The sequence below is a fragment of the Nocardioides hwasunensis genome (genome assembly GCF_014779665.1).
GTDB classification, from domain to species: Bacteria; Actinomycetota; Actinomycetes; order Propionibacteriales; family Nocardioidaceae; genus Nocardioides; species Nocardioides hwasunensis.
In genome coordinates this window covers 142,613-161,754 of the sequence record NZ_JACXYY010000009.1, presented here as the reverse complement: position 1 = coordinate 161,754, position 19,142 = coordinate 142,613, and the positions used below count along the sequence as shown (strand labels likewise).

The 19,142-nt window shown below is 71.8% G+C and carries 10 protein-coding genes; 5 read left to right on the top strand and 5 right to left on the bottom strand.

The features are described from left to right. Positions 1-5: 5 nt before the first annotated feature. The gene (locus tag IEZ25_RS19940; protein WP_191201214.1) at positions 6-833 is read right to left on the bottom strand and encodes an ABC transporter permease; all 828 of its coding nucleotides are present in this window, start codon (positions 831-833) and stop codon (positions 6-8) included. Continuing rightward, positions 830-1,726 carry an ABC transporter ATP-binding protein gene (locus IEZ25_RS19935; protein ID WP_191201213.1) on the bottom strand — a complete coding sequence of 299 codons (897 nt, stop codon included), beginning with the start codon at positions 1,724-1,726 and terminating at the stop codon, positions 830-832. The genes IEZ25_RS19940 and IEZ25_RS19935 overlap by 4 nt, the downstream gene beginning before the upstream one ends. Positions 1,727-1,848: 122 nt before the next feature. Between IEZ25_RS19935 and IEZ25_RS19930 the strand changes: the two genes are divergently transcribed. Both IEZ25_RS19930 and IEZ25_RS21995 read left to right on the top strand, forming a co-directional pair. Then, complete coding sequence (locus tag IEZ25_RS19930) at positions 1,849-3,036, top strand: hypothetical protein (protein ID WP_191201212.1); 1,188 nt, start codon at positions 1,849-1,851, stop codon at positions 3,034-3,036. A gap of 53 nt (positions 3,037-3,089) precedes the next feature. After that, a complete protein-coding gene (locus IEZ25_RS21995) occupies positions 3,090-3,788 on the top strand; it encodes a hypothetical protein (protein ID WP_191201211.1) in 699 nt (232 codons plus the stop codon). 15 nt (positions 3,789-3,803) lie between these two features. Here the strand turns inward: IEZ25_RS21995 and IEZ25_RS19920 are convergent, their stop codons facing one another. Continuing rightward, positions 3,804-4,994 carry a pyridoxal phosphate-dependent aminotransferase gene (locus IEZ25_RS19920; RefSeq protein ID WP_191201210.1) on the bottom strand — a complete coding sequence of 397 codons (1,191 nt, stop codon included), beginning with the start codon at positions 4,992-4,994 and terminating at the stop codon, positions 3,804-3,806. A gap of 41 nt (positions 4,995-5,035) precedes the next feature. Between IEZ25_RS19920 and IEZ25_RS19915 the strand changes: the two genes are divergently transcribed. Further along, positions 5,036-5,746, top strand: coding sequence for a class E sortase (locus tag IEZ25_RS19915; RefSeq protein ID WP_191201209.1), 711 nt, complete (start codon positions 5,036-5,038; stop codon positions 5,744-5,746). A 10-nt stretch (positions 5,747-5,756) separates the two neighbouring features. After that, on the top strand, positions 5,757-6,284 hold the full coding sequence (pyrE, locus tag IEZ25_RS19910; RefSeq protein WP_191201208.1) for an orotate phosphoribosyltransferase: 528 nt from the start codon (positions 5,757-5,759) through the stop codon (positions 6,282-6,284). Here the strand turns inward: pyrE and IEZ25_RS19905 are convergent. Both IEZ25_RS19905 and IEZ25_RS19900 read right to left on the bottom strand, forming a co-directional pair. Continuing rightward, positions 6,250-17,472: a DUF11 domain-containing protein gene (locus tag IEZ25_RS19905; RefSeq protein ID WP_191201207.1), complete on the bottom strand. Its 11,223-nt coding sequence runs from the start codon at positions 17,470-17,472 to the stop codon at positions 6,250-6,252. The genes pyrE and IEZ25_RS19905 overlap by 35 nt on opposite strands. Positions 17,473-17,655: 183 nt before the next feature. Next, positions 17,656-18,348: a DedA family protein gene (locus IEZ25_RS19900; RefSeq protein WP_318152360.1), complete on the bottom strand. Its 693-nt coding sequence runs from the start codon at positions 18,346-18,348 to the stop codon at positions 17,656-17,658. 145 nt (positions 18,349-18,493) lie between these two features. Between IEZ25_RS19900 and IEZ25_RS19895 the strand changes: the two genes are divergently transcribed. Further along, the gene (locus IEZ25_RS19895) at positions 18,494-19,138 is read left to right on the top strand and encodes a TrmH family RNA methyltransferase (RefSeq protein WP_191201268.1); all 645 of its coding nucleotides are present in this window, start codon (positions 18,494-18,496) and stop codon (positions 19,136-19,138) included. Positions 19,139-19,142: the final 4 nt, after the last annotated feature.

The window sequence follows — 19,142 nt, the reverse complement described above, 5'->3', positions numbered from 1 at the left end:
GGGGACTACTTCACCTCGGCACGCAGGACCGCGCGCACGCCGAGGGCGAGCGGGATCCAGAGCCAGATCAGGGTCGCGACGCCGAGCTGCTGCCAGTACTCGGCGGTCATCGCCGTGTCGTAGAGACGGGTGGAGGCGAAGTTCACGTCGACCCACGGCTGCAGGTCGCGGAACCAGCCCTGGAAGGCGGCGAGCGTCCCGAAGGCGACCGGCAGGACCAGCGAGTAGACGAAGTAGCCGACGATCGCGCCGGGTGAGCTGCGGAACAGCACGCCGAGCATGAAGCCGATGAGCATGCCCAGGATGCTCGCGAGCAGGATGTTGGCGAACTGGGCCAGGGTCACGTCCCAGGTGGTGTCCACACCGGCGAGGGCCGAGCCGGCGACGTTGCCGACGGCACCGATCGCGAGCGCCAGGAGCATCGACACCAGTCCGACGAGGAGGGTCGCGACGACCTTCGCGCCGATCACCCGGCCGCGCCACGGCACCAGGGTGTACGTCGTCAGGCCGGTGCGCTGGCTGTACTCGCCCGTCACGGCGAGGATCGCGATGACCGGCAGCACCACCGAGAGCGGCATGCCGATCGCGGAGGAGAACGTGCCCTGGTTGATCGCCGCGTCGGGCGCCCAGAGGATGACGGCGGCCGTGGCGAGCACCGAGACGATGCCGACGCTGGCCATCAGCCAGAAGCCCGCGCGGGTGTCGAACATCTTGCGCAGCTCGACGCCCACCAGCCGGGTCATCGAGATGGGGGTGATGGTGCGGGCCGGACGCGCGGCGTGCGCTCCGGAAGAGGGAGCCGCGGGCGCGGTCTCGACGGTCGTGGTGCTCATGCTGCTGCTCCTTCACGGGCGGTCTCGGCGGTGAGCTCGAGGAACATCTCCTCCAGGCCGGCGCCGTCGGCGGCGCGCAGCTCCCGCAGGACGACGTCGGCGCGGTGCGCGACCTCTCCCACGAGCTCGGGGTCGGCGTCGGCGCGCAGTCCGCCGTCGATCGGGGTGGTGAGGACCGACGCCTCGTGCAGCGCACGGGCGAGCCGGTCGGCGTCAGTGGTGCGCACGAGCGTCCCGGCCGCGGCGAGCAGCTCGGACTTGCTGCCCTGGGCGACGATCCGGCCCTGGCCGATCACGACGATATCGTCGGCGATGACCTCGATCTCGTGGAGGAGGTGCGAGGACAGCAGCACGGTGCCGCCGTCGTCGGCGAAGCCGCGGAGCAGGTCGCGCATCCACCTGATGCCGGCCGGGTCGAGTCCGTTGGCGGGCTCGTCGAGGACCAGCACCTGCGGGTCCCCGATGAGGGCGGTCGCGATGCCGAGGCGCTGGCGCATGCCGAGGGAGTAGTTGCGCACCCGGCGCTCGGCCTCGCTCTCGGTGAGGCCGACCCGGGCGAGGGTGTCGGTCACCCGGGACTTCGGCAGGCCCATCGTCTGCGCGGCGATCGCGAGGATCTCGCGGCCGGTGCGTCCGGCGTGCTGGGCGGAGGCGTCGAGGAGGACGCCGACCTCGAGGCCGGGGTTGACCAGGTCGCGGTAGTCGCGGCCGGTGATGGTGACCGACCCGGAGCTGGGTCGGGTCAGCCCGACCATGATGCGCATCGTGGTCGACTTGCCGGCGCCGTTGGGGCCGAGGAAGCCGGTCACGCGGCCGGTGGCGGCCGTGAAGGACACGTGGTCGACGGCGGTGAAGCGGCCGTACTGCTTGGTGAGTGACTCGACGGTGATCATGTCCCACACCGTGCCGCGGGCGGGCGCCCGCGCACATCGGGGAGAGCGCGGAGCCGGCCCCTGAGAACGACCCTGAGAAACCCCTCACCCACGTCTCACCACGCAGTTGGGACAATGGCGTGGTGAGCACCCCCACCGCCCAGCGACCGCCCCAGGTGACCCTGGCCTCGGCCATCGTCATCTTCGCCTCGGTGATGGTCCTGCTCACCGCCTGGGGGAGGGTGAGCACGCTCGGATCGCTGGAGACCCAGCAGGGGATCCGCGACTTCCTGGGCGAGGCGCCCTTCGCCGATCTCGGCCTCACGGTGCCGGGTGCGACCCAGATCCTCCGGATCACCTGCATGGTCGCGGCCGCCAGCGCCTGCGCGACCGCGATCCTCGGGTGGTACGTCCGCAAGCCCGACCGGTCGTCGCGGCTGGCGCTCACGATCTTCGCGGTGCCCGTCTTCGTCACCGGTTTCGCCTCAGGTGGCCTGGCCGGCTCGTTCGTCGCCGCCGGTGCGGCCATGCTGTGGATGAACCCGGGCCGCGAGTGGTTCGCCACCGGGAAGTGGACGCCGCCCACGCCCGTGGCGAAGTCGAGCGACACGAAGGGCGACGCCCGGGGAGGCACCGACATCTGGGGCGCCCCGCGCTCCGGCTCCGGGGCGTCGGGACCGACGGACGCCACGATGCCGCCGCCGGCCGCGCGACCGTTCGGCGAGCCGCACCCGCCGCAGCAGTCCGCGCCGCAGCAGAACCCCTACGGCCAGCCCTACCCGCAGGCCCCCTCGCAGCCCCAGCCGCACCCTCAGGCGGCGCCATTCGCGCAGCAGCCGCCGTACGTCCAGTCCCCGTACGCCCAGCAGCCGTGGCGGCAGCACCCGGCCCCGCCGGCACGACCTGGCGCGATGGTCGCGGCCTTCGTCATCACCGTGGTCAGCGCGGGCGGGCTGCTGTCGCTCTCCCTGCTCTGGATCGCGATCGCCGGACTGTCGCCGGAGTTCTTGATGAGCGTGATCCAGCAGCAGCAGCCGCAGCTGGTCGAGGACGGCCTGACGCTCGCTCAGGTGCGGAGCACGATCTTCGCGCTGGCCGGGGCCTTCATCGTCTGGTGCTCGCTGGCGCTGCTGCTCGCCGGATTCGCGATGGCACGGCGCGCCTGGGCGCGCCGGGGGCTCCTGACGAGCGCCGCCTTCAGCGCCGTCGCGTGCTTCGCGCTGGTGCTCGCCACGCCTCTCGTGCTGGTCCCGGCTGCCGCCGCGGTGGCGACGGTGGTGTGCCTGCTCAACGTGCAGGTCAAGCGCTGGTTCTCCCTCGACGCACGCTGAGGAGTGCGGCGCACGGGAGGCGCCGACGACCGCAGTCATGGTGAGATGGGCGCATGAGCGACCAGGACCCAGGCCCGAGCCAGAACCCCTACGGCGGCCAGAGCGACCCCTACGGCCAGCCCCAGCAGGGCAGTCCCTACGGGCAGCAGCCCTCGTACGGCTCCCCGGCGGGCCAGCCCTACGGTCAGCAGCCCTACGGTCAGCCCAGCTACGGTCAGCCCGCCTACGGCCAGGACCCGAGCAGGCGCCCCGGCACCGTGACCGCCGCCGCCTGGATCACCATCGTCCTCTCCGCCCTCACCGCCGGCCTCTTCGGACTGGTCGGTCTGGCCATGATCGTGGCCCGGGACCAGGTCATCACCGAGATGCAGAAGATGCCCGAGGTCCGTGACTCCGGCGTCGACCCCGAGGCGGCTCTGGGAGCGAGCCTGGCGATCGTCGGCGGCCTGGCGATCTGGGCGATCATCGCGATCGTGCTGGCGATCTTCGTCCTGCGCCGCTCGAACGTGTCGCGGATCCTGCTGGTCATCTCCAGCGCGGTGGTCGTGGTCCTCGGACTGCTCGGCATCGCCAGCGTGATCTCGGCGGTGTGGCTGATCGGTGCGGTCGCGGTGATCGTGCTGCTCTTCGTCGGCGGAGCGGGCGACTGGTTCAAGGGCGTCGGCCCGAGCGGCGCGTACGGACAGCCGGGAAGCGGCTACGAGTCCTACGGCTCGACCGACTACCCCTCGCAGGACTACCCGGGTCGGTGACCGCGGGAGCCGACGTCAGCGCGACAGGTCGGCCCCGGCCAGTCGGCGCACGCCCTCGCGGATGACGTCGGGCTCCTTGCAGAACGCCCACCGCACCAGCTGGCGGCCGGCCTCCGCGTCGTCGTAGAACCCCTGGGTGGGGATCGCGACGACGCCGGCGCGCTCGGGCAGCGCGAGGCAGAACTCGCGTCCGTCGGCCCAGCCGAGGTGGGAGATGTCGGTGGTGGCGAAGTAGGTCCCCTCGGGGATGCGCGGTGAGAGACCGGCGCCGACGAGGCCCTCGCACAACAGGTCGCGGCGGGCCTGGAGGTCGCGGGCCAGCTGCCCGGGCCAGTCGGGCTCGTGGTCGAGGGCGTGGGCGACGGCCGGCTGCAGCGGGGCGCCCGAGGTGAAGGTGAGCCACTGCTTGGCGGCGAGCACCGCCTGCACCAGCGCTGCGGGACCCGTGGCCCAGCCGACCTTCCAGCCGGTGAAGGACCACGACTTGCCGACGCTCGACAAGGTGAGCGTGCGCTCCCACATGCCCGGCAGGGTCGCGATCGGCACATGCCCCTCGCTCGAGAGGGCGTCGTCGAAGACCAGGTGCTCGTAGACCTCGTCGGTGATGACGACGACGTCGTGCTCGATCGCGAGGTCGGCCACCACCTGCAGCTCGTCGCGGGTGAGGACGGTGCCGGTCGGGTTGTGCGGGGTGTTGAGCAGGATCACCTTCGTGTCGTCGGTGACGGCGGCGCGGAGCTCGTCCGGGTCGAGCCGCGGTGCCGACGTGGCGTGGGCGGGCGCGCGCAGGGTGACCGGGCGTCGCCGCGCGCCGCACACGTCGAGCATCGCGACGTAGGAGTCGTAGTAGGGCTCGAGCACGACCACCTCGTCACCGGGATCGACCAGGCCGAGCAGCGCGGCGGCGATCGCCTCGGTGCACCCGGTGGTCACCACGACCTCGCGATCGGGGTCGAGCTCCAGCCCGTAGTGCCGCTGCTGGTGCCGCGCGATCGCGGCGCGCAGCGCAGGGACGCCGATGCCCGGTGCGTACTGGTTGGCGCCGCCCTCCAGGGCCCGCTCGGCCGCCGCGACCACGGACGCCGGACCGTCGCGGTCGGGGAAACCCTGGCCCAGGTTGACCGCTCCCGTCCGCAGCGCGAGGGCGGACATCTCGCTGAAGACGGTCGGTGGGATGTGGGCCAGGCGACGGGCAGTGGCGGACATGCTCCGAGGCTAGATGACTGGTGCTTTGGCAGACTTCGGCCATGGCCGACCCCGCCGCCGACCGCGCCGCCGACCGCGCCGCCGAACCGAGCGCGGGCGCGCGCTGGCTGGGCCGGGTCGGTGTCCTGCTGGTGGTCGCCGGGCTGGTGCTCGGGGGCTACGTCGCCTGGCAGGTCTGGGGCACCAACGTGGTCTCCCAGCGCACCCACCGCTCGCTCGTCGACGAGGTCGAGCGCTCCTGGTCGCAGTCGGACGCGACCGGCGACGACGCGGTCGAGACCGACAAGGGGCGGGTCTCGTCCATCGTCCGGATCCCGCGCTTCGGCGACGACTACGCCGTCCCCATCCTGGAGGGCACCACCGACGAGGTCCTCGCGGCCGGCTTCGGCCGCTTCACCAGCAGCGCGAAGGCCGGGCAGAAGGGCAACTTCGCGATCGCCGCCCACCGCATCACCCACGGCGAGCCGCTGCGCGCGATGCCCGAGCTCCGGCCCGGCGACGAGGTCGTGGTCGAGACGCGGCAGTGGACCTACACCTACGTCCTCGACACCGGCGGCGCCGACCTGACCGTGCCGTTCACCGCCGGTTGGGTGCTCGACGACGTGCCGACCAACCCGAGCGGCGGCGTCCAGCCGGCCCAGGAGCCGGGCCAGCGGCTGCTCACCCTGACCACCTGCTCGGAGCTGTTCCACACCGACGACCGCTTGGTCGCCTTCGGGCACCTGGCCTCGAAGGAGCGCACGACCCCCTAGGCTGCAGGGCGTGGTTGACGAGACGCTCGCACGCGACATCGACGCGGTCTGCCGCCTGACCGGGGAGTTCACCCTGCGGTCCGGCCAGGTCGCCGACACCTACTTCGACAAGTACCTCTTCGAGAGCCGGCCCGCGCTGCTGGACCGGGTCGCGACCCGGATGCTCGAGCTGCTGCCCGAGGACACCGAGCTGCTCGGTGGGCTCGAGCTCGGCGGCGTCCCGATCGCCACCATGGTGTCGGCGAAGACCGGCCTGCCGGCGCTCTTCGTGCGCAAGAAGGCCAAGGAGTACGGCACCTGCAAGCTCGCCGAGGGCCCGGACGTCGCCGGCCGGCGGATCACGATCATCGAGGACGTGATCACCACCGGCGGTGCCGTGCGCGACGCCACGCGCGAGCTGCGGGCAGCCGGCGCGACGGTCGAGGTGGTCGTGTGCGCCATCGACCGCTCACCGGCAGGGGAGAACCCCCTGGCCGACGTCGGCCTGGAGGTCCGCCCCGTCCTCACCCGCGCGGACCTGGACGCGGCCGCTCGCTGACCCGCGAGCGGCGCACGAGCCACACGCCGAAGGCGAACAGCAGCACGCTGAGCGTGCCCAGCGGTACGACGCTCGAGGACAGGCCGGTGTCAGGCAGGTCGTTGCCACTGCCGGTGCCGCCGTCCTGGCCGCCGTCCTGGCCGTTGTCACCGCCGTTGTCGCCGCCGTTGTCGCCGCCGTTCGCGTCCTCCGCCTTGACCTCCACCACGGCCTGGTCCTGCACCTCGACGTCGTCGGCACCGGGGGAGCCTGACGTGGCGGTCGCCACGTTGGGCACCTTCCCTGACGCATCGTCCGCGAGCCGGGTGATGATCCGGACCACGCCGTCGGCCTGCGGTCGGAGGGTGCCGAAGACCGCAGTCACCGACTGCTTGGTCGTGGTGACCTCGGCCTGACCGCGCACCACCTTGACCGACACCAGGGTGACGTCGGCGGGGAGCTCGTCGACCATCTCGACGTCGGCCGCCGCGGAGGGCCCCCGGTTGGTGACGGTGACGGTCCAGGCGACCGTGTCGCCGGGGGCGGCCACCTTCGGCGTCACCTGCTTCGAGATGTCGAGGTCCGGACAGATGGTGACCTTGCCGTCGGCGCCGGTCGTGGCGCAGGTGCCGGTCCCGGACTCGCTCACCCGAGCGGTGTTGTTGGCCTCGTCGGGGTCGGGCGTGCTCGCCGTGACGGTGGCGACGTTGACGACCTCGCCGGTGAAGGCCGCGTCGATCGTCGCGCTCACGGTGATCGTCGCCTGCTTGCCGGTGGCAAGCGTCGCGAGCGAGCAGGTGACGTCCTGGCCCTGGACCCGGCAGGTGCCGCCGTCGGTCATGGACGCGGACGCGTCTCGCAGTGCGGCGATCAACGGGTCCGAGACGACGACGTCGCGTGCGGTCGAGGGCCCGGCGTTGCTGATGACCATCGTGAAGGTGACGTCCCGGCCCGCCACTGGGCTCGTCGGCACCATCGCCTTGGTGATCGACAGATCGGCCCGCGGCGCGACCTCGGCCTCGACGCTCGAGGCGTTGTTGGCCGGCGTGTCGTCCGTCGGCGACGCCACCCGTGCGGTGTTCGCCAGCGTGCCGGTGAAGCCCTCCGCCAGCGTGCCGCGGATGGTGACGAGCTGCGTCGTGCCGGCTCCCAGGTCGCCGAGGTCGCAGGTGACGACGTTGCCCGAGGCGACCGCGCAGATGTCCGGGCCAGCCTCGGCGCTGGCGACGACGCCGCTCACCGCGGCGTCCACCGCGTCGGTGAGCACGACCGATCGGGCGGTCGACGGGCCGGCGTTGGTCACCTGCACGGTCCAGGTCACGACCTGGCCGGGCACCGGACGGGCCGGGGCGAGCGTCTTGAGGACGGACACGTCGGCGCTCGGCCGGGCGGTGCCCTGGGTCGTGGCGCTGTTGTTGCCCGGGGTGCTGTCGGTCGGCGAGGACACGGTGGCGGTGTTGTCGACCGCCCCGGTGTACGGCGCCGGGACCGCGCCACGGACCGTGATCGTGGCACTGGTGCCGGGGTCCAGGTCGCCGAGGGAGCAGTAGACCCGGTTGCCGACGCCCACCGTGCAGGGCGTGCCGGTCTGGTCCGTGGTGACGGTGACCCCGGTCAGGTCGTCGAGCACGTCGTCCTCCACGACGACGTCGCGCGCGGTCGACGGGCCGGCGTTGGTCACGACGATCGTCCACGTCGCGTCCGTGCCCGGCACCGGGTCGACCGGGTTCGCGGTCTTGGTGATCGAGACGTCGGCCTGCGCGTCGGCATCGCCCTGGGTGCTCGCCGAGTTGTTGCCGGGCGTGCTGTCGGTCGGCGAGTCCACGGTCGCGGTGTTGTCCACGGACCCCTGGAAGCCGGCGGGGATGCGACCGGTCAGGGTGATCGTCCGCGAGTCGCTCGGGGCGAGGTCGCCGAGGTCGCAGGTCACCTCGTTGCCGGCCGCGATCGTGCACGGCCCGGTGGCGGTCAGGTCGGCGATCGCGTCGACCACGTCGTCGGTGACGACCACGTCGCGGGCCACGGACGGGCCACCGTTGGTGACCCCGATGGTCCAGGTGATGGTCTCGCCCGGCACCGGGTCGACCGGGGTCGCGGTCTTGGTGATCGACACGTCGGCCTCCGGCGCGGCGGTGCCGCTGGTGGTCGAGGTGTTGTTGCCGGGGGTGGTGTCGGTCGGTGAGGACACGCTCGCGGTGTTGACGACCGCGCCCGTGTAGCCGGCCGGCAGCCCACCGCTGAGGGTCAGTGTGCGAGAGCCGTTCGGAGCGAGGTCGCCCAGCTCGCAGCGGACCACGTTGCCGATCGCGACGGTGCAGGGTGCGCTGGCGCTGAGGTCGGTGATGGCGTCGAGCACGTCGTCGGTGACGACCACGTCGCGGGCGATCGACGGTCCGCTGTTGGCGACCACGAGTGTCCACGTCACGTCGCGCCCGGGCACCGGGACGACCGGCGTCGCGGTCTTGGTGATCGACACATCGGCCTGCGGCTGGGCCGCGCCACGGGTGGTGGCGCTGTTGTTGCCCGGGGTGTCGTCGACCGGCGAGGAGACCGTCGCGGTGTTGACGAGGTCGCCGGTGAATCCGGAGGGCACCCCGCCGGTGATCGTCACCGTCACGGAGTCTCCGACCCCGAGTGTGCCGACCTGGCACGTGACGTCGTTGCCGGCAGCGATCGAGCACGGGTTCGGCGTGCGGTCCGCGCTGGCGGTCAGGTCGGTGATCGCGTCGGCGACGTCGTCGCGGACGACGACGTCGGTGGCCACCGACGGGCCGGCGTTCGTCACCGTGACCGTCCACGTCGTGCCGCGGCCCGGGACGGGGTTGGACGGAGCGGCGGTCTTGGTGATCGACACGTCGGCCGCCGGTTCGGCGGTGGCGTCCGTCGAGGAGGTGTTGTTCGCCGGGTTGGCGTCCGGCGTCGGGGACGACACCGTCGCGGTGTTGCCGAGGTCGCCGCTGTAGTCGGCCGGCACGCGGCCGGTGATCGTGACCGTGCGTGTCGCATCTGCGCCGTCGACCCCGATGTCGCCGAGGTTGCAGGTGACCTCGTTGTCGGGCCCGACCGTGCACGGGCCGCTGGCCGTCACGTCGGTCAGAGCGCCGTTGACGTCGTCGGTGATCACGACGGCCTGTGCCACAGAGGGGCCTGCGTTGGTGACCGTGAGGGTCCAGGTGATGTCCTGGCCCGGCACCGGGGCGGTCGGCGAGGCGGTCTTGGTGATCGACAGGTCGGCACCCGGCGCGGTCGTCGGGCTGGCTGTCGAGGAGTTGTTGGCAGGCGTGTCGTCGGTCGGCGAGCTGACCGTCGCGGTGTTGCTGAGCTCGCCGGTGAAGCCGGCCGGCACGTCGCCTCTCAGGGTCAGGACCACCTGGTCGCCGGGTGCCATGTCGCCCAGCTCGCACGTGACGTCGTTCCCCGCTGCGATGGTGCAGGGGCCGCCGGTCACGGTCAGGCCGGTGATCGCGTCGTTGACGTCGTCACGGACGACGACGGTGCGGGCGACGGAGGGGCCGGTGTTGCCGACGACGACGGTCCAGGTGACCTCCTGACCGGGCACCGGGTTGCTCGGCTGCACCGTCTTGGAGATGCCGACGTTGGCGTTGGCGGCGGCGTTGCCGGTCACGGTCGCGCTGTTGTTGCCCGGGGTGGTGTCGGTCGGTGAGCTCACCGTCGCGGTGTTGGCCAGCGCGCCGGTGAAGCCGGCCGGCAGGCCACCGGTGAGCGTGATGGTCGTGGTGGTGCCCGGCGCGAGATCGCCCAGGGCGCAGGTGACGTCGTTGCCCGCGGCGATCGTGCACGGATCGGGCGTGGCGCCGGTGCTCGCGGTGAGACCGGTGATCGCGTCGACGACGTCGTCGCGCACGACGACGTTGCGTGCGACCGACGGCCCCGCGTTGGAGACGACGACGGTCCAGCGCACGTCACGGCCCGGGATCGGGGAGGACGGTGCGAGCACCTTGGAGATCGACACGTTGGCCCGCGCGTCGGCCGTGGCGTTGGCATCCGCCGTGTTGTTCGACAGGTTGGTGTCGGTCGTCGACGAGGACACGGTGGCCGTGTTGGTGAGCGGTCCGGTGAAGCCGGCGGGCAGGCCGCCGGTGAGGGTGATCGTGATGCTCGCGCCCGGTGCGAGGTCACCGAGGTTGCAGGTCACGTCGTTGCCGGCGGCGATGGCGCACGCGCCGCTCGCGGTCAGCCCCGTGAGGTCGTCGTTCACGTCGTTGCGCATGACCACGTCACGAGCCACGGAGGGTCCGTTGTTGGTGACCACGATCGTGTACGTCACGGGCTGACCGGGCACGGGCGGGTTGGGCGACAGTGAGTTGGTGACCGAGACATCGGCACGCGGAGCCGCAGTGCCGTTGGCGGTCGCGGAGTTGTTGGCGGGTGTGCTGTCGGTGACGGAGTCCACGGACGCGGTGTTGTTCAGCGCTCCGGTGTAGGAGGCCGGCAGGCCTCCGACGATGGTGACCACGACGCTCGATCCGGGACCGCTCGCGGCGAGGTCGCCGAACGAGCAGGTCACGTCGTTGCCCGCGGCGACGGTGCACGGGTTTCCGGCCCGGTTGGTGGTGACGCGGAGGCCGGTGAGGGCGTCGGCGAGGTCGTCGTGCATCGTCACGCCGCGCGCGACGGACGGGCCGTTGTTGGTGACCACCAGCGTGTAGGTCACGTCCTGGCCGGGCACCGGGGCCGTGGGCGAGAGGGCCTTGCTGATCGAGACGTCGGCCTGCGGCGCAGTCGTGCCGCTGGCGGTCGCGGTGTTGTTGCCCGGCGTGATGTCGGTCGGTGAGGCGACCGTCGCGGTGTTGACCAGGTCGCCGGTGAAGCCCGGCGGGAGGTTGCCGCCGATCGTGATCGTCACGCTCGAGCTCGGCGGGAGGTCGCCGAGCCCGCAGGCGACGACGTTGCTCCCGTCGACGCTGCACCGGTTCGGCGTGCCTCCGGTGGTCGCGGTGACTGCCGTCAGCGCGCCGGGCACCGGGTCGTTGACGGTGACGTTGCGTGCGACCGACGGGCCACTGTTGGTGACGACGAGGGTGTAGGTCACCGGCTGGCCGGGCACCGGCCGCAGCGGGATCACCGACTTGGTGATGCCCACGTCCGCGCGGGGCGTCGGGGTCGTGTTGGCGCTGGCGGAGTTGTTGCCGGGCGTGGTGTCGGTCGGCGAGCTGACGGTGGCGGTGTTGTCCAGGCTGCCGGTGAATCCCGCTGGGAGACCGCCGGTGAGGGTGACGGTGACCGTGGTCCCGGCGGCGAGGTCGCCGATGGTGCAGGTGACGTCGTTGCCGGTGGCGATGGTGCAGGGGTTGGGTGTGGAGCCGGTGGTCGCGGTGAGGCCGGTGATGGCGTCGTCGACGTCGTCGCGCACGACGACGTTGCGGGCCACCGAGGGGCCGTCGTTGCGGGCGGTGAGGGTCCAGGTGACGGGCTGCCCCGGGATCGGCGTCGCGGGGGTCACGGTCTTGGTGATCGACACGTCCGCGCGACCGGACGGGGTCGTGTTCGCGCTCGCGGTGTTGTTGGCGAGGTCGGGGTCGGTGGTGGGTGAGCTGATGCTGGCAGTGTTGTCCAGGGCGCCGGCGAACCCCGGAGGGAGGCCGCCGGTGAGGGTGATCGTGACCGTGGCTCCGGGCTGCAGGTTGCCGATGGCGCAGGTGACGTCGTTGCCGGTGGCGATGGTGCAGGGGTTGGGTGTGGAGCCGGTGGTCGCGGTGAGGCCGGTGATGGCGTCGTCGACGTCGTCGCGCACGACGACGTTGCGGGCCACCGAGGGGCCGTCGTTGCGGGCGGTGAGGGTCCAGGTGACGGGCTGGCCGGGGACCGGCGTCGCCGGGGTGACGGTCTTGGTGATCGACAGGTCGGCACCCGAGGAGACCTGCGAGGTCACCGTCGACTCGTTGTTGGCCGAGACCGTGTCGATGGTGTCGGAGCTGATCCGCGCCGTGTTGGTGAGCGAGCCGGTGAAGCCCGGCGCGACCGTCGCCTCGATCGAGCCGATCACCCGCGCCGGCAGGCCGGCACGGAACACCGGACCGTTGCAGAACACCGTCGGGGCGGTCGGGTTGTCCGACGTGCCGGGGCTGACCGGCTGTCGCAGCTCGCACTCCGCCGTCGCCGGGGTGCCCTCCAGGGTCGGCCGGTTGACCACGACGTTGGTCAGGCCGGCCGGCAGCTGGTCGATGAACTGCGGGTTCAGCGCGTCGGAGGGACCGTTGTTGTAGGCCGACAGCGTGTAGGTGACCCGCTGGCCGGCGACCGGGTTCTCCGGAGACACCGTCTTGATGATCTCGAGGTCGGTCAGGCGCGAGATGGGCGTGGTCGAGGAGTCCGTGTTGTTGCTGGGGGTGGGGTCCGGCGACGTCGTGCTGGCGCGCGCGGTGTTGTCGAGCGTCGTGGCGGCGTAGCCCGACGCCAGGGTCCCGGTGATCGTGACGACCCGCTGGCCGGGTGCCCGGTCGCCCAGGTTGCAGGTGACCTGCCGGCCGCTGACGTCGCACGCACTCGCGGTGCCGTGGAAGGCGCGCGTGACCGTCACGCCCTCGGGCACCGTGTCGGTGACGACGATGCCGCGAGCCGTGGACGGCCCGGCGTTGTTGACCACGATGCTCCAGCTGACCGTGCCGCCGGGCACGAAGCTGTCCGCCCCGGCGTTCTTCGTGACGCGCACGTCGGCCTCGGCGACGACGTCCACCGCGACCGAGCTGCTGTTGTTGTCGGGATCGGAGTCGGCGGTGGTCGAGGCGACGGTCGCGGTGTTGGTGCGTGTGCCGGTGCCGGCGTCGGGGCTGGTGCCGGCAGTGATGGTGACGGTCACGGGGGATCCGGGCACGACCGTGCCCAAGGCGCAGCTCACCGCCTGACCGGTGACGGTGCAGGTGCCGGCAGTCGTCGTCGCAGCTGCCGGGACGATCCCGGCGGGCAGGGTGTCGCTCACGGTCGCGGCGGTCGCGCTCGACGGGCCGTTGTTGACGACCGTGAGGGTGTAGGTCACCCCCGCCCCGGCGGCGATCTGCGAGGCGGAGGCGGTCTTGATGACCTGGAGGTCCGCTCGCGGCGAGACCGGGCTGCTGATCGTGCTGGTGTTGTTCCCCGGGGTGGGGTCGGTGGTGGTGCTGCTCACCGAGCCGGTGTTGGCGACGGCCGTCGACCGGTCGGCGGCGACGAGCGCACGGATGCGCACGTTGGCCACCGCGTCGACCGGCAGCACCGCGCGGGTGCAGGTCACGACCTGGCCGCTGACGGAGCACGTGCCTCCCTCGATGGTCGCCTCACGAAGGGTGAGCGCGCCGTCGAGCGTGTCGGTCACCACGACGCCGCGGGCGTCCGACAGTCCGCCGTTCGTGACCGCGAGGGTGTAGACGGCCTCGGCGCCGGGGACCAGGGTCGCCGGCTCGGCAGTCTTGGCGATCCTGAGGTCGGACGACGCCGTCGTGGTCAGCGAGTGGCCCGAGGAGTTGTTGCCGGGCGTCGGGTCGGTCGTGGTCGAGGTGACGCCGCTGGTGTTGGCCAGCGTGGTCCCGGCCGGGATGCCCGATCCGATCGCGCCGCGGACCGTCACCAGCACCTCGGCGCCGGGTGCCAGGCTCCCGATCGGGCAGGTCACCTGGCCGTCGGCCGCGGTGCAGGTGACGCCGGCGGGGGTGCTGGTCGCGCTCACGAAGGAGACCCCCGTGGGGAGCGCGTCGGTGAGGATCACGGCCTGGGCCGTCGACGGGCCGCTGTTGCGCACCCGCATGGTCCAGTCGGCCGTGCTGCCGGCGACGGCCGTGGCCGGGCCCCCCTTGACCACCGAGACGTCCGCACGAGTGACCACCTCGGTGGTCGCGCTGGCGGAGTTGTTGTCGGGGGAGGGGTCGACCGGCGTCGTCGCCGTCACGTTGGCCGCGTTGGTCAGCGCGCCCGCATCGGCGCCGGGCAGGACGGTCCCGGCGACCGTGACGACGAAGGTCGCGCCGCTCGCCAGGGTCGGGGTGGTGCACGAGACGTTGTTGCCCGCCGTGGCGGCGCAGCTCCCGCTGGGGCTGCTCGCGGTGACGCCCGTGACTCTTGCCGGCACGGTGTCGGCGATCCGGACACCGGTGGCCTGCGACGGGCCGTTGTTGCGGGCGGTCAGGGTCCAGGTGACGGTCTGGCCGGCCACGACCGGGTTGGGCGACACGGTCTTGGTCAGGGCCACGTCGGCCTGCGAGGTGGTGGGCAGCGTGTACGTCGCCGAGTTGTTGTCGGTGTTCGGGTCCGGCGTCGGGGAGGTCGCGGTGGCGGTGTTGGCCACTCCGCGGCCGCTCCCGTCGCCCGGTGTCCGGGCGCGCACCGTCACGGTCGCGGTCCCGCCGACGGGGATCGTGCCGACCCCGCAGGTGACGGTGGTCGTGGCGGCTGCATAGGCGCACTGTCCGGCCGGTGAGGAGTCCACGTAGGTCAGCGGCGCGGGGATCGTGTCGGAGATCGTGACGGACTGCGCGACGGACGGCCCGTTGTTCGTCACGACGATCGTGTACGTCGCGATCTCACCGTCGACGACCGGCGCGGCGGTCTTGGTGACGGCGAGGTCGGCGCTGGTGGTGATCGGCTGGTCGGAGGTGGAGGAGTTGTTCCCTGGAGCCGGGTCGCTGGTCGTGGACGACACGGTGGCGGTGTTGACCAGTCGGCCGCTGGCGCCGGGCGCGAGCTGTGCTCCGATCCTGACCTGCACGGAGGCGCCGGATGCCAACGCGCCGACGAGGCACGACACGTTCTGGCCGGTGACCGTGCACGTCCCGGACCCACTGGTCGCGGAGATGCCGGACAGGTTCGCCGGGACGGCGTCGGCCACCGTGACCCCGGTGGCGTCGGAGGGACCGTTGTTGGTGACGGTCACGAGGTACTGCACCGGTCGCCCCGCGACGATCGCCGGGGTCACGAGCTCCTTGGTGACGGCGAGGTCGGTGCTGGGAGCGGCGGGAGTGATCGCCGCCGTCGCCGAGTTGTTGGCAGGCGTGGGGTCCGGGGTGCTGGAGCCGACGCGGCCGGTGTTGGTGAGCGTCGCCGAGGCGGCGTTGGCCGGCACGGTCGCCACGATCGTCACCGTGACGGACTGGCTCGGCGCGACGCCACCCACCGCGCAGGAGATCTGGCTGCCGGTGATCGTGCAGGGGCCCTGGGCACTGTTCGCGGAGCGCACGACGAGGGCGGAGGGGAGCGTGTCCGTCACGACGACGTCGTTGGCGCGCGACGCGCCGTTGTTGGTCGCGACCAGCGTGTAGGTCACGTTGGTGCCCGGCACTGGGTTGGTCGGCGACGCCGACTTCGTCACCGCCATGTCGGCCTGGCGCACGACGGTGGTGGTCGCCGAGGTGTTGTTGTTGGTGGGGTTGGGGTCCGAGGTCGTCGCGCTCACCCGCGCGACGTTGGTGAGCGAGGTCGCGTCGGAGTCCGGTGGCACGCGCACGACGACCGACACCGTGCTGGTGGCCTGGTTGGCGATCGTCCCGAGCCCGCACGTCAGGGTCTGACCCGCGATGCTGCAGCTGCCCGCCGACGGGTTGCTCGAGACGTAGGTGACCCCGGCCGGCAGGGTGTCGACGACCTGCACCCCGGCCGCTGCGTTCGGGCCGTCGTTGCGGACGGACAGCGTGTAGGTGACGTTGCCGCCGGCCGCCACGGGGTCGGGCGCCCCGGTCTTGGTGATCGACACGTCGGCCTCGTCGGCGACCGGCGTGGTGACCTCGGCGGTCTGGTAGGTGTAGGTGCGGCCGATGGTCTCGGCGGTGTAGGCCAGCGCCGCGGTGTTGGCCAGCGTCGTGCCGGCCGCCTCCGCGTTCACCCGCACCCGGAACACGACCGTCGTGGTGTTGCCGGGGATCATCCGGCCGCCGGACACAGGTGTGGTGGTGGCGCCGGTCGCACCGGTGCCGACGCGCACGCGCACCGTGCGGCTGCCGGCGACGTACTCACCCTGGTCGCCGTCGGCGCCGTCGGTCTTGGTGCCCTGGTTGGCGCCGGCGCTCACCCTGATCGAGCCCGGCACGAAGGTCGTGTTCGCCGGGATCGGGTCCGAGACGACGGCGTTGGAGGCGGGGTCGTCGCCGGTGTTGCTGAACGTCATGGAGTACTCCAGGACGTCGCCGATCTTGGCGGGGCTGTTGCCGGAGAGGTTGGTGACGGACTTGGTGCCCTGGATGTTGGGTGCGTAGAGGTCGATCTGGGTGGTCAGCGCCGCGGGGTAGTAGAAGTCGCCGCTGGTGGCGAAGCGCAGGTTGGCCGACGTCGCGCCGTTCGGCAGCACGCCCGGAGCGTCGATCACCTTGGCGTCGACACCGAGGGTGTTGACCGACGACGGGTTGCGGCTGGTGATGTTCTGCCCGTTGGCGGAGACCCGGCTGGCGAAGAAGTTGGCCGACGGGCTCAGCGCGTCGGCGAGACGGGTGCTGTTGACCTGGAAGTAGTCACCCGTGATGCCCTGGTCGCCCTCGTAGGTCACGCCGCCGAACTTGGCGCCGACCGCGCCGAACGGAGGGGCCAGGAAGCCCGAGATGGAGGTGTCGATGACGTCGTTGTTGGTGACGGTGGCGTAGCCGCTGAAGACGGTGAGGTCGCGCAGGGGCGCGTTGGGGTCCTCGACGGCGACGACGAGGCTCCATGCGGCGTAGCGGTCGACACCCGTGGCGCCCACGATGTCGGCTCCCCAGTAGGTGCCGTTGCCGGCGGCCTGCACCTGGCTGGTGACGTTCTTGTAGGCCGAGTAGTCGAGGTTGCCGGTGGTCTGGTTGTCGATCCGGTCTGCAGTGAGCGTCGTGTAGCCGGTCGCACCCGGTGTGCGGAACCTGATGTTCTCAGCGGTGCCCGTGGCGGCCACCCCTCCGGTGCCGGCGGTGCGGGCGCCTCCCCAGAACAGGCCGGCATAGAGCACCCGGCTGCCGGTGGGGATGGCCAGGTCGGCCGAGGAGGACCGGGTCGTGCTCGCGTCGTTGTCGACGTCGAGGGGCACCATCGTGAAGTTGTTGTTGCTGCCGGAGACCGTGCCGTTGAGCGTCTGCGCACAGGTGGTCGCGGCGCCGCAGCTCATCACGACGTTGCCGGTGATCTGGATCGACCCGTTGGTCTGCTGGGAGAAGACCGGGGTGAAGGGGCGGATCACGGCGGCATCGGCACGATCGGCCGGCACCACCACCGTGAGGGCCAGGCTCACCCCGACGAGGACGAGTGCGGCAGCGATGCGCAGCAACGAGGAAAGAGGGGTCCGAACACCCGGCATGGTGGTCCTTCGCGTGTGCGAGGCCTCCCCGAGCGGCGACACCATGACCGCCACTCCCCCCACAGGAGTGCCCCAAGTCGGTAACAAGTGGGCAACACGATAAGGGAGGGCTGGTGGGTTGGGGAGAGTTCGACCAAGTTCTCTCCCGCAGGGCTACTCCTCGGAGCGTCGGTGTCGCCACCACTCGATGGCGATCGGGATCAGCGAGAACGCCACGATCACGATGATGAGCTTGTCGATGCTCTCGGCGAGGTGGGGGAAGGCGTCACCCAGGAAGAAGCCGAGCAGGCAGATCGAGACCACCCAGAGAAGGGCTCCGACGAGGCTCCAGAGGAAGAAGCGGTGCCGCTCCATCCGGGTCACGCCGGCCACGACGGTGATGTAGGTCCGCACGAACGGGACGAACCGGCCGATGACCAGCGCCTTGTTGCCGTGGCGGTCGAAGAACGCCGTGGTCTGGTCGAAGTACTTGCGCTTGATGATGCGGCCGTCGCGCTCGTAGAGGGGCGGGCCGATCTTGCGGCCGATCTCGTAGCCGACGACGTTGCCCAGGAAGGCGGCACCGACGAGCACCGCCATCGTGATCAGCATCTCCGCGAAGTGCGGACCAGGGAAGAGGTCGAGCTGTCCGGTCGCGATGAACAGGCCGAGCGCGAAGAGGAGGGTGTCGCCCGGCAGGATCGGGAAGAACAGCCCGCACTCGACGAACACGATGACCAGGCTGATCCAGAACAGCTCGGTGCCGAACCGGTCGAGCAGCCAGTTGGGGTCCATCCAGTCGATGCCGAGGAGCATCGGCTGCACCGCCGAGGAGAGGGTGGCCGGGAGGTCCCACAGTGCGATCACGCGCGCCACCCTAGCCAGCGATGCCGCCTCCTCCCGCTTCCTCGGCTGCGCCGCGTGACTGCCTAGAGTCCTGCCCATGGAGGCTGACGGCGAGGTGGCTGGCGAGGAGGGTCGCGAGGGGGAGCGCCGGGCGCCCTACGACCCGATGCCCCACGGACCGGCGGAGGTGGGCGTCGGGCCGTGGGAGGGACCGCTGCCCGAGGGCGGGCACTGGGACCACGACCTGCTGCGCGACGGCGACCGCCGCAACGTGGTCGACCGCTACCGCTACTGGTCGATGGCGGCCATCGTCGCCGACCTCGACACCCGACGGCACGGCTTCCACGTGGCGATCGAGAACTGGCAGCACGACTTCAACATCGGCACGATCGTCCGCTCTGCCAACGCGTTCCTGGCCGCCGAGGTGCACATCGTCGGCAACCGGCGCTGGAACCGGCGCGGCGCGATGGTGACCGACCGCTACCAGCACGTCCGCCACCACCCGGACGCCGCCGCGCTGGCGGCGTACCTCCACTCGCTCGACCCGCCCGTCCGGCTCCTCGGGATCGACAACCTGCCGGGCTCGTCCCACCTGGAGACGATGGAGCTGCCCGAGCGGGTCTGCTTCCTCTTCGGGCAGGAGGGTCCTGGGCTCTCGGAGGGGGCGCGCGAGGTGTGCGACGGCACCTTCTCGATCGCCCAGTTCGGCTCGACGCGCTCGATCAACGCGAGCGCCGCCGCGGCGATCGCCATGCACAGCTGGGTGCGGGCCTACGCCGACCTCGGCGGCGACGACGCCTGGCGGGGCTAGCCGC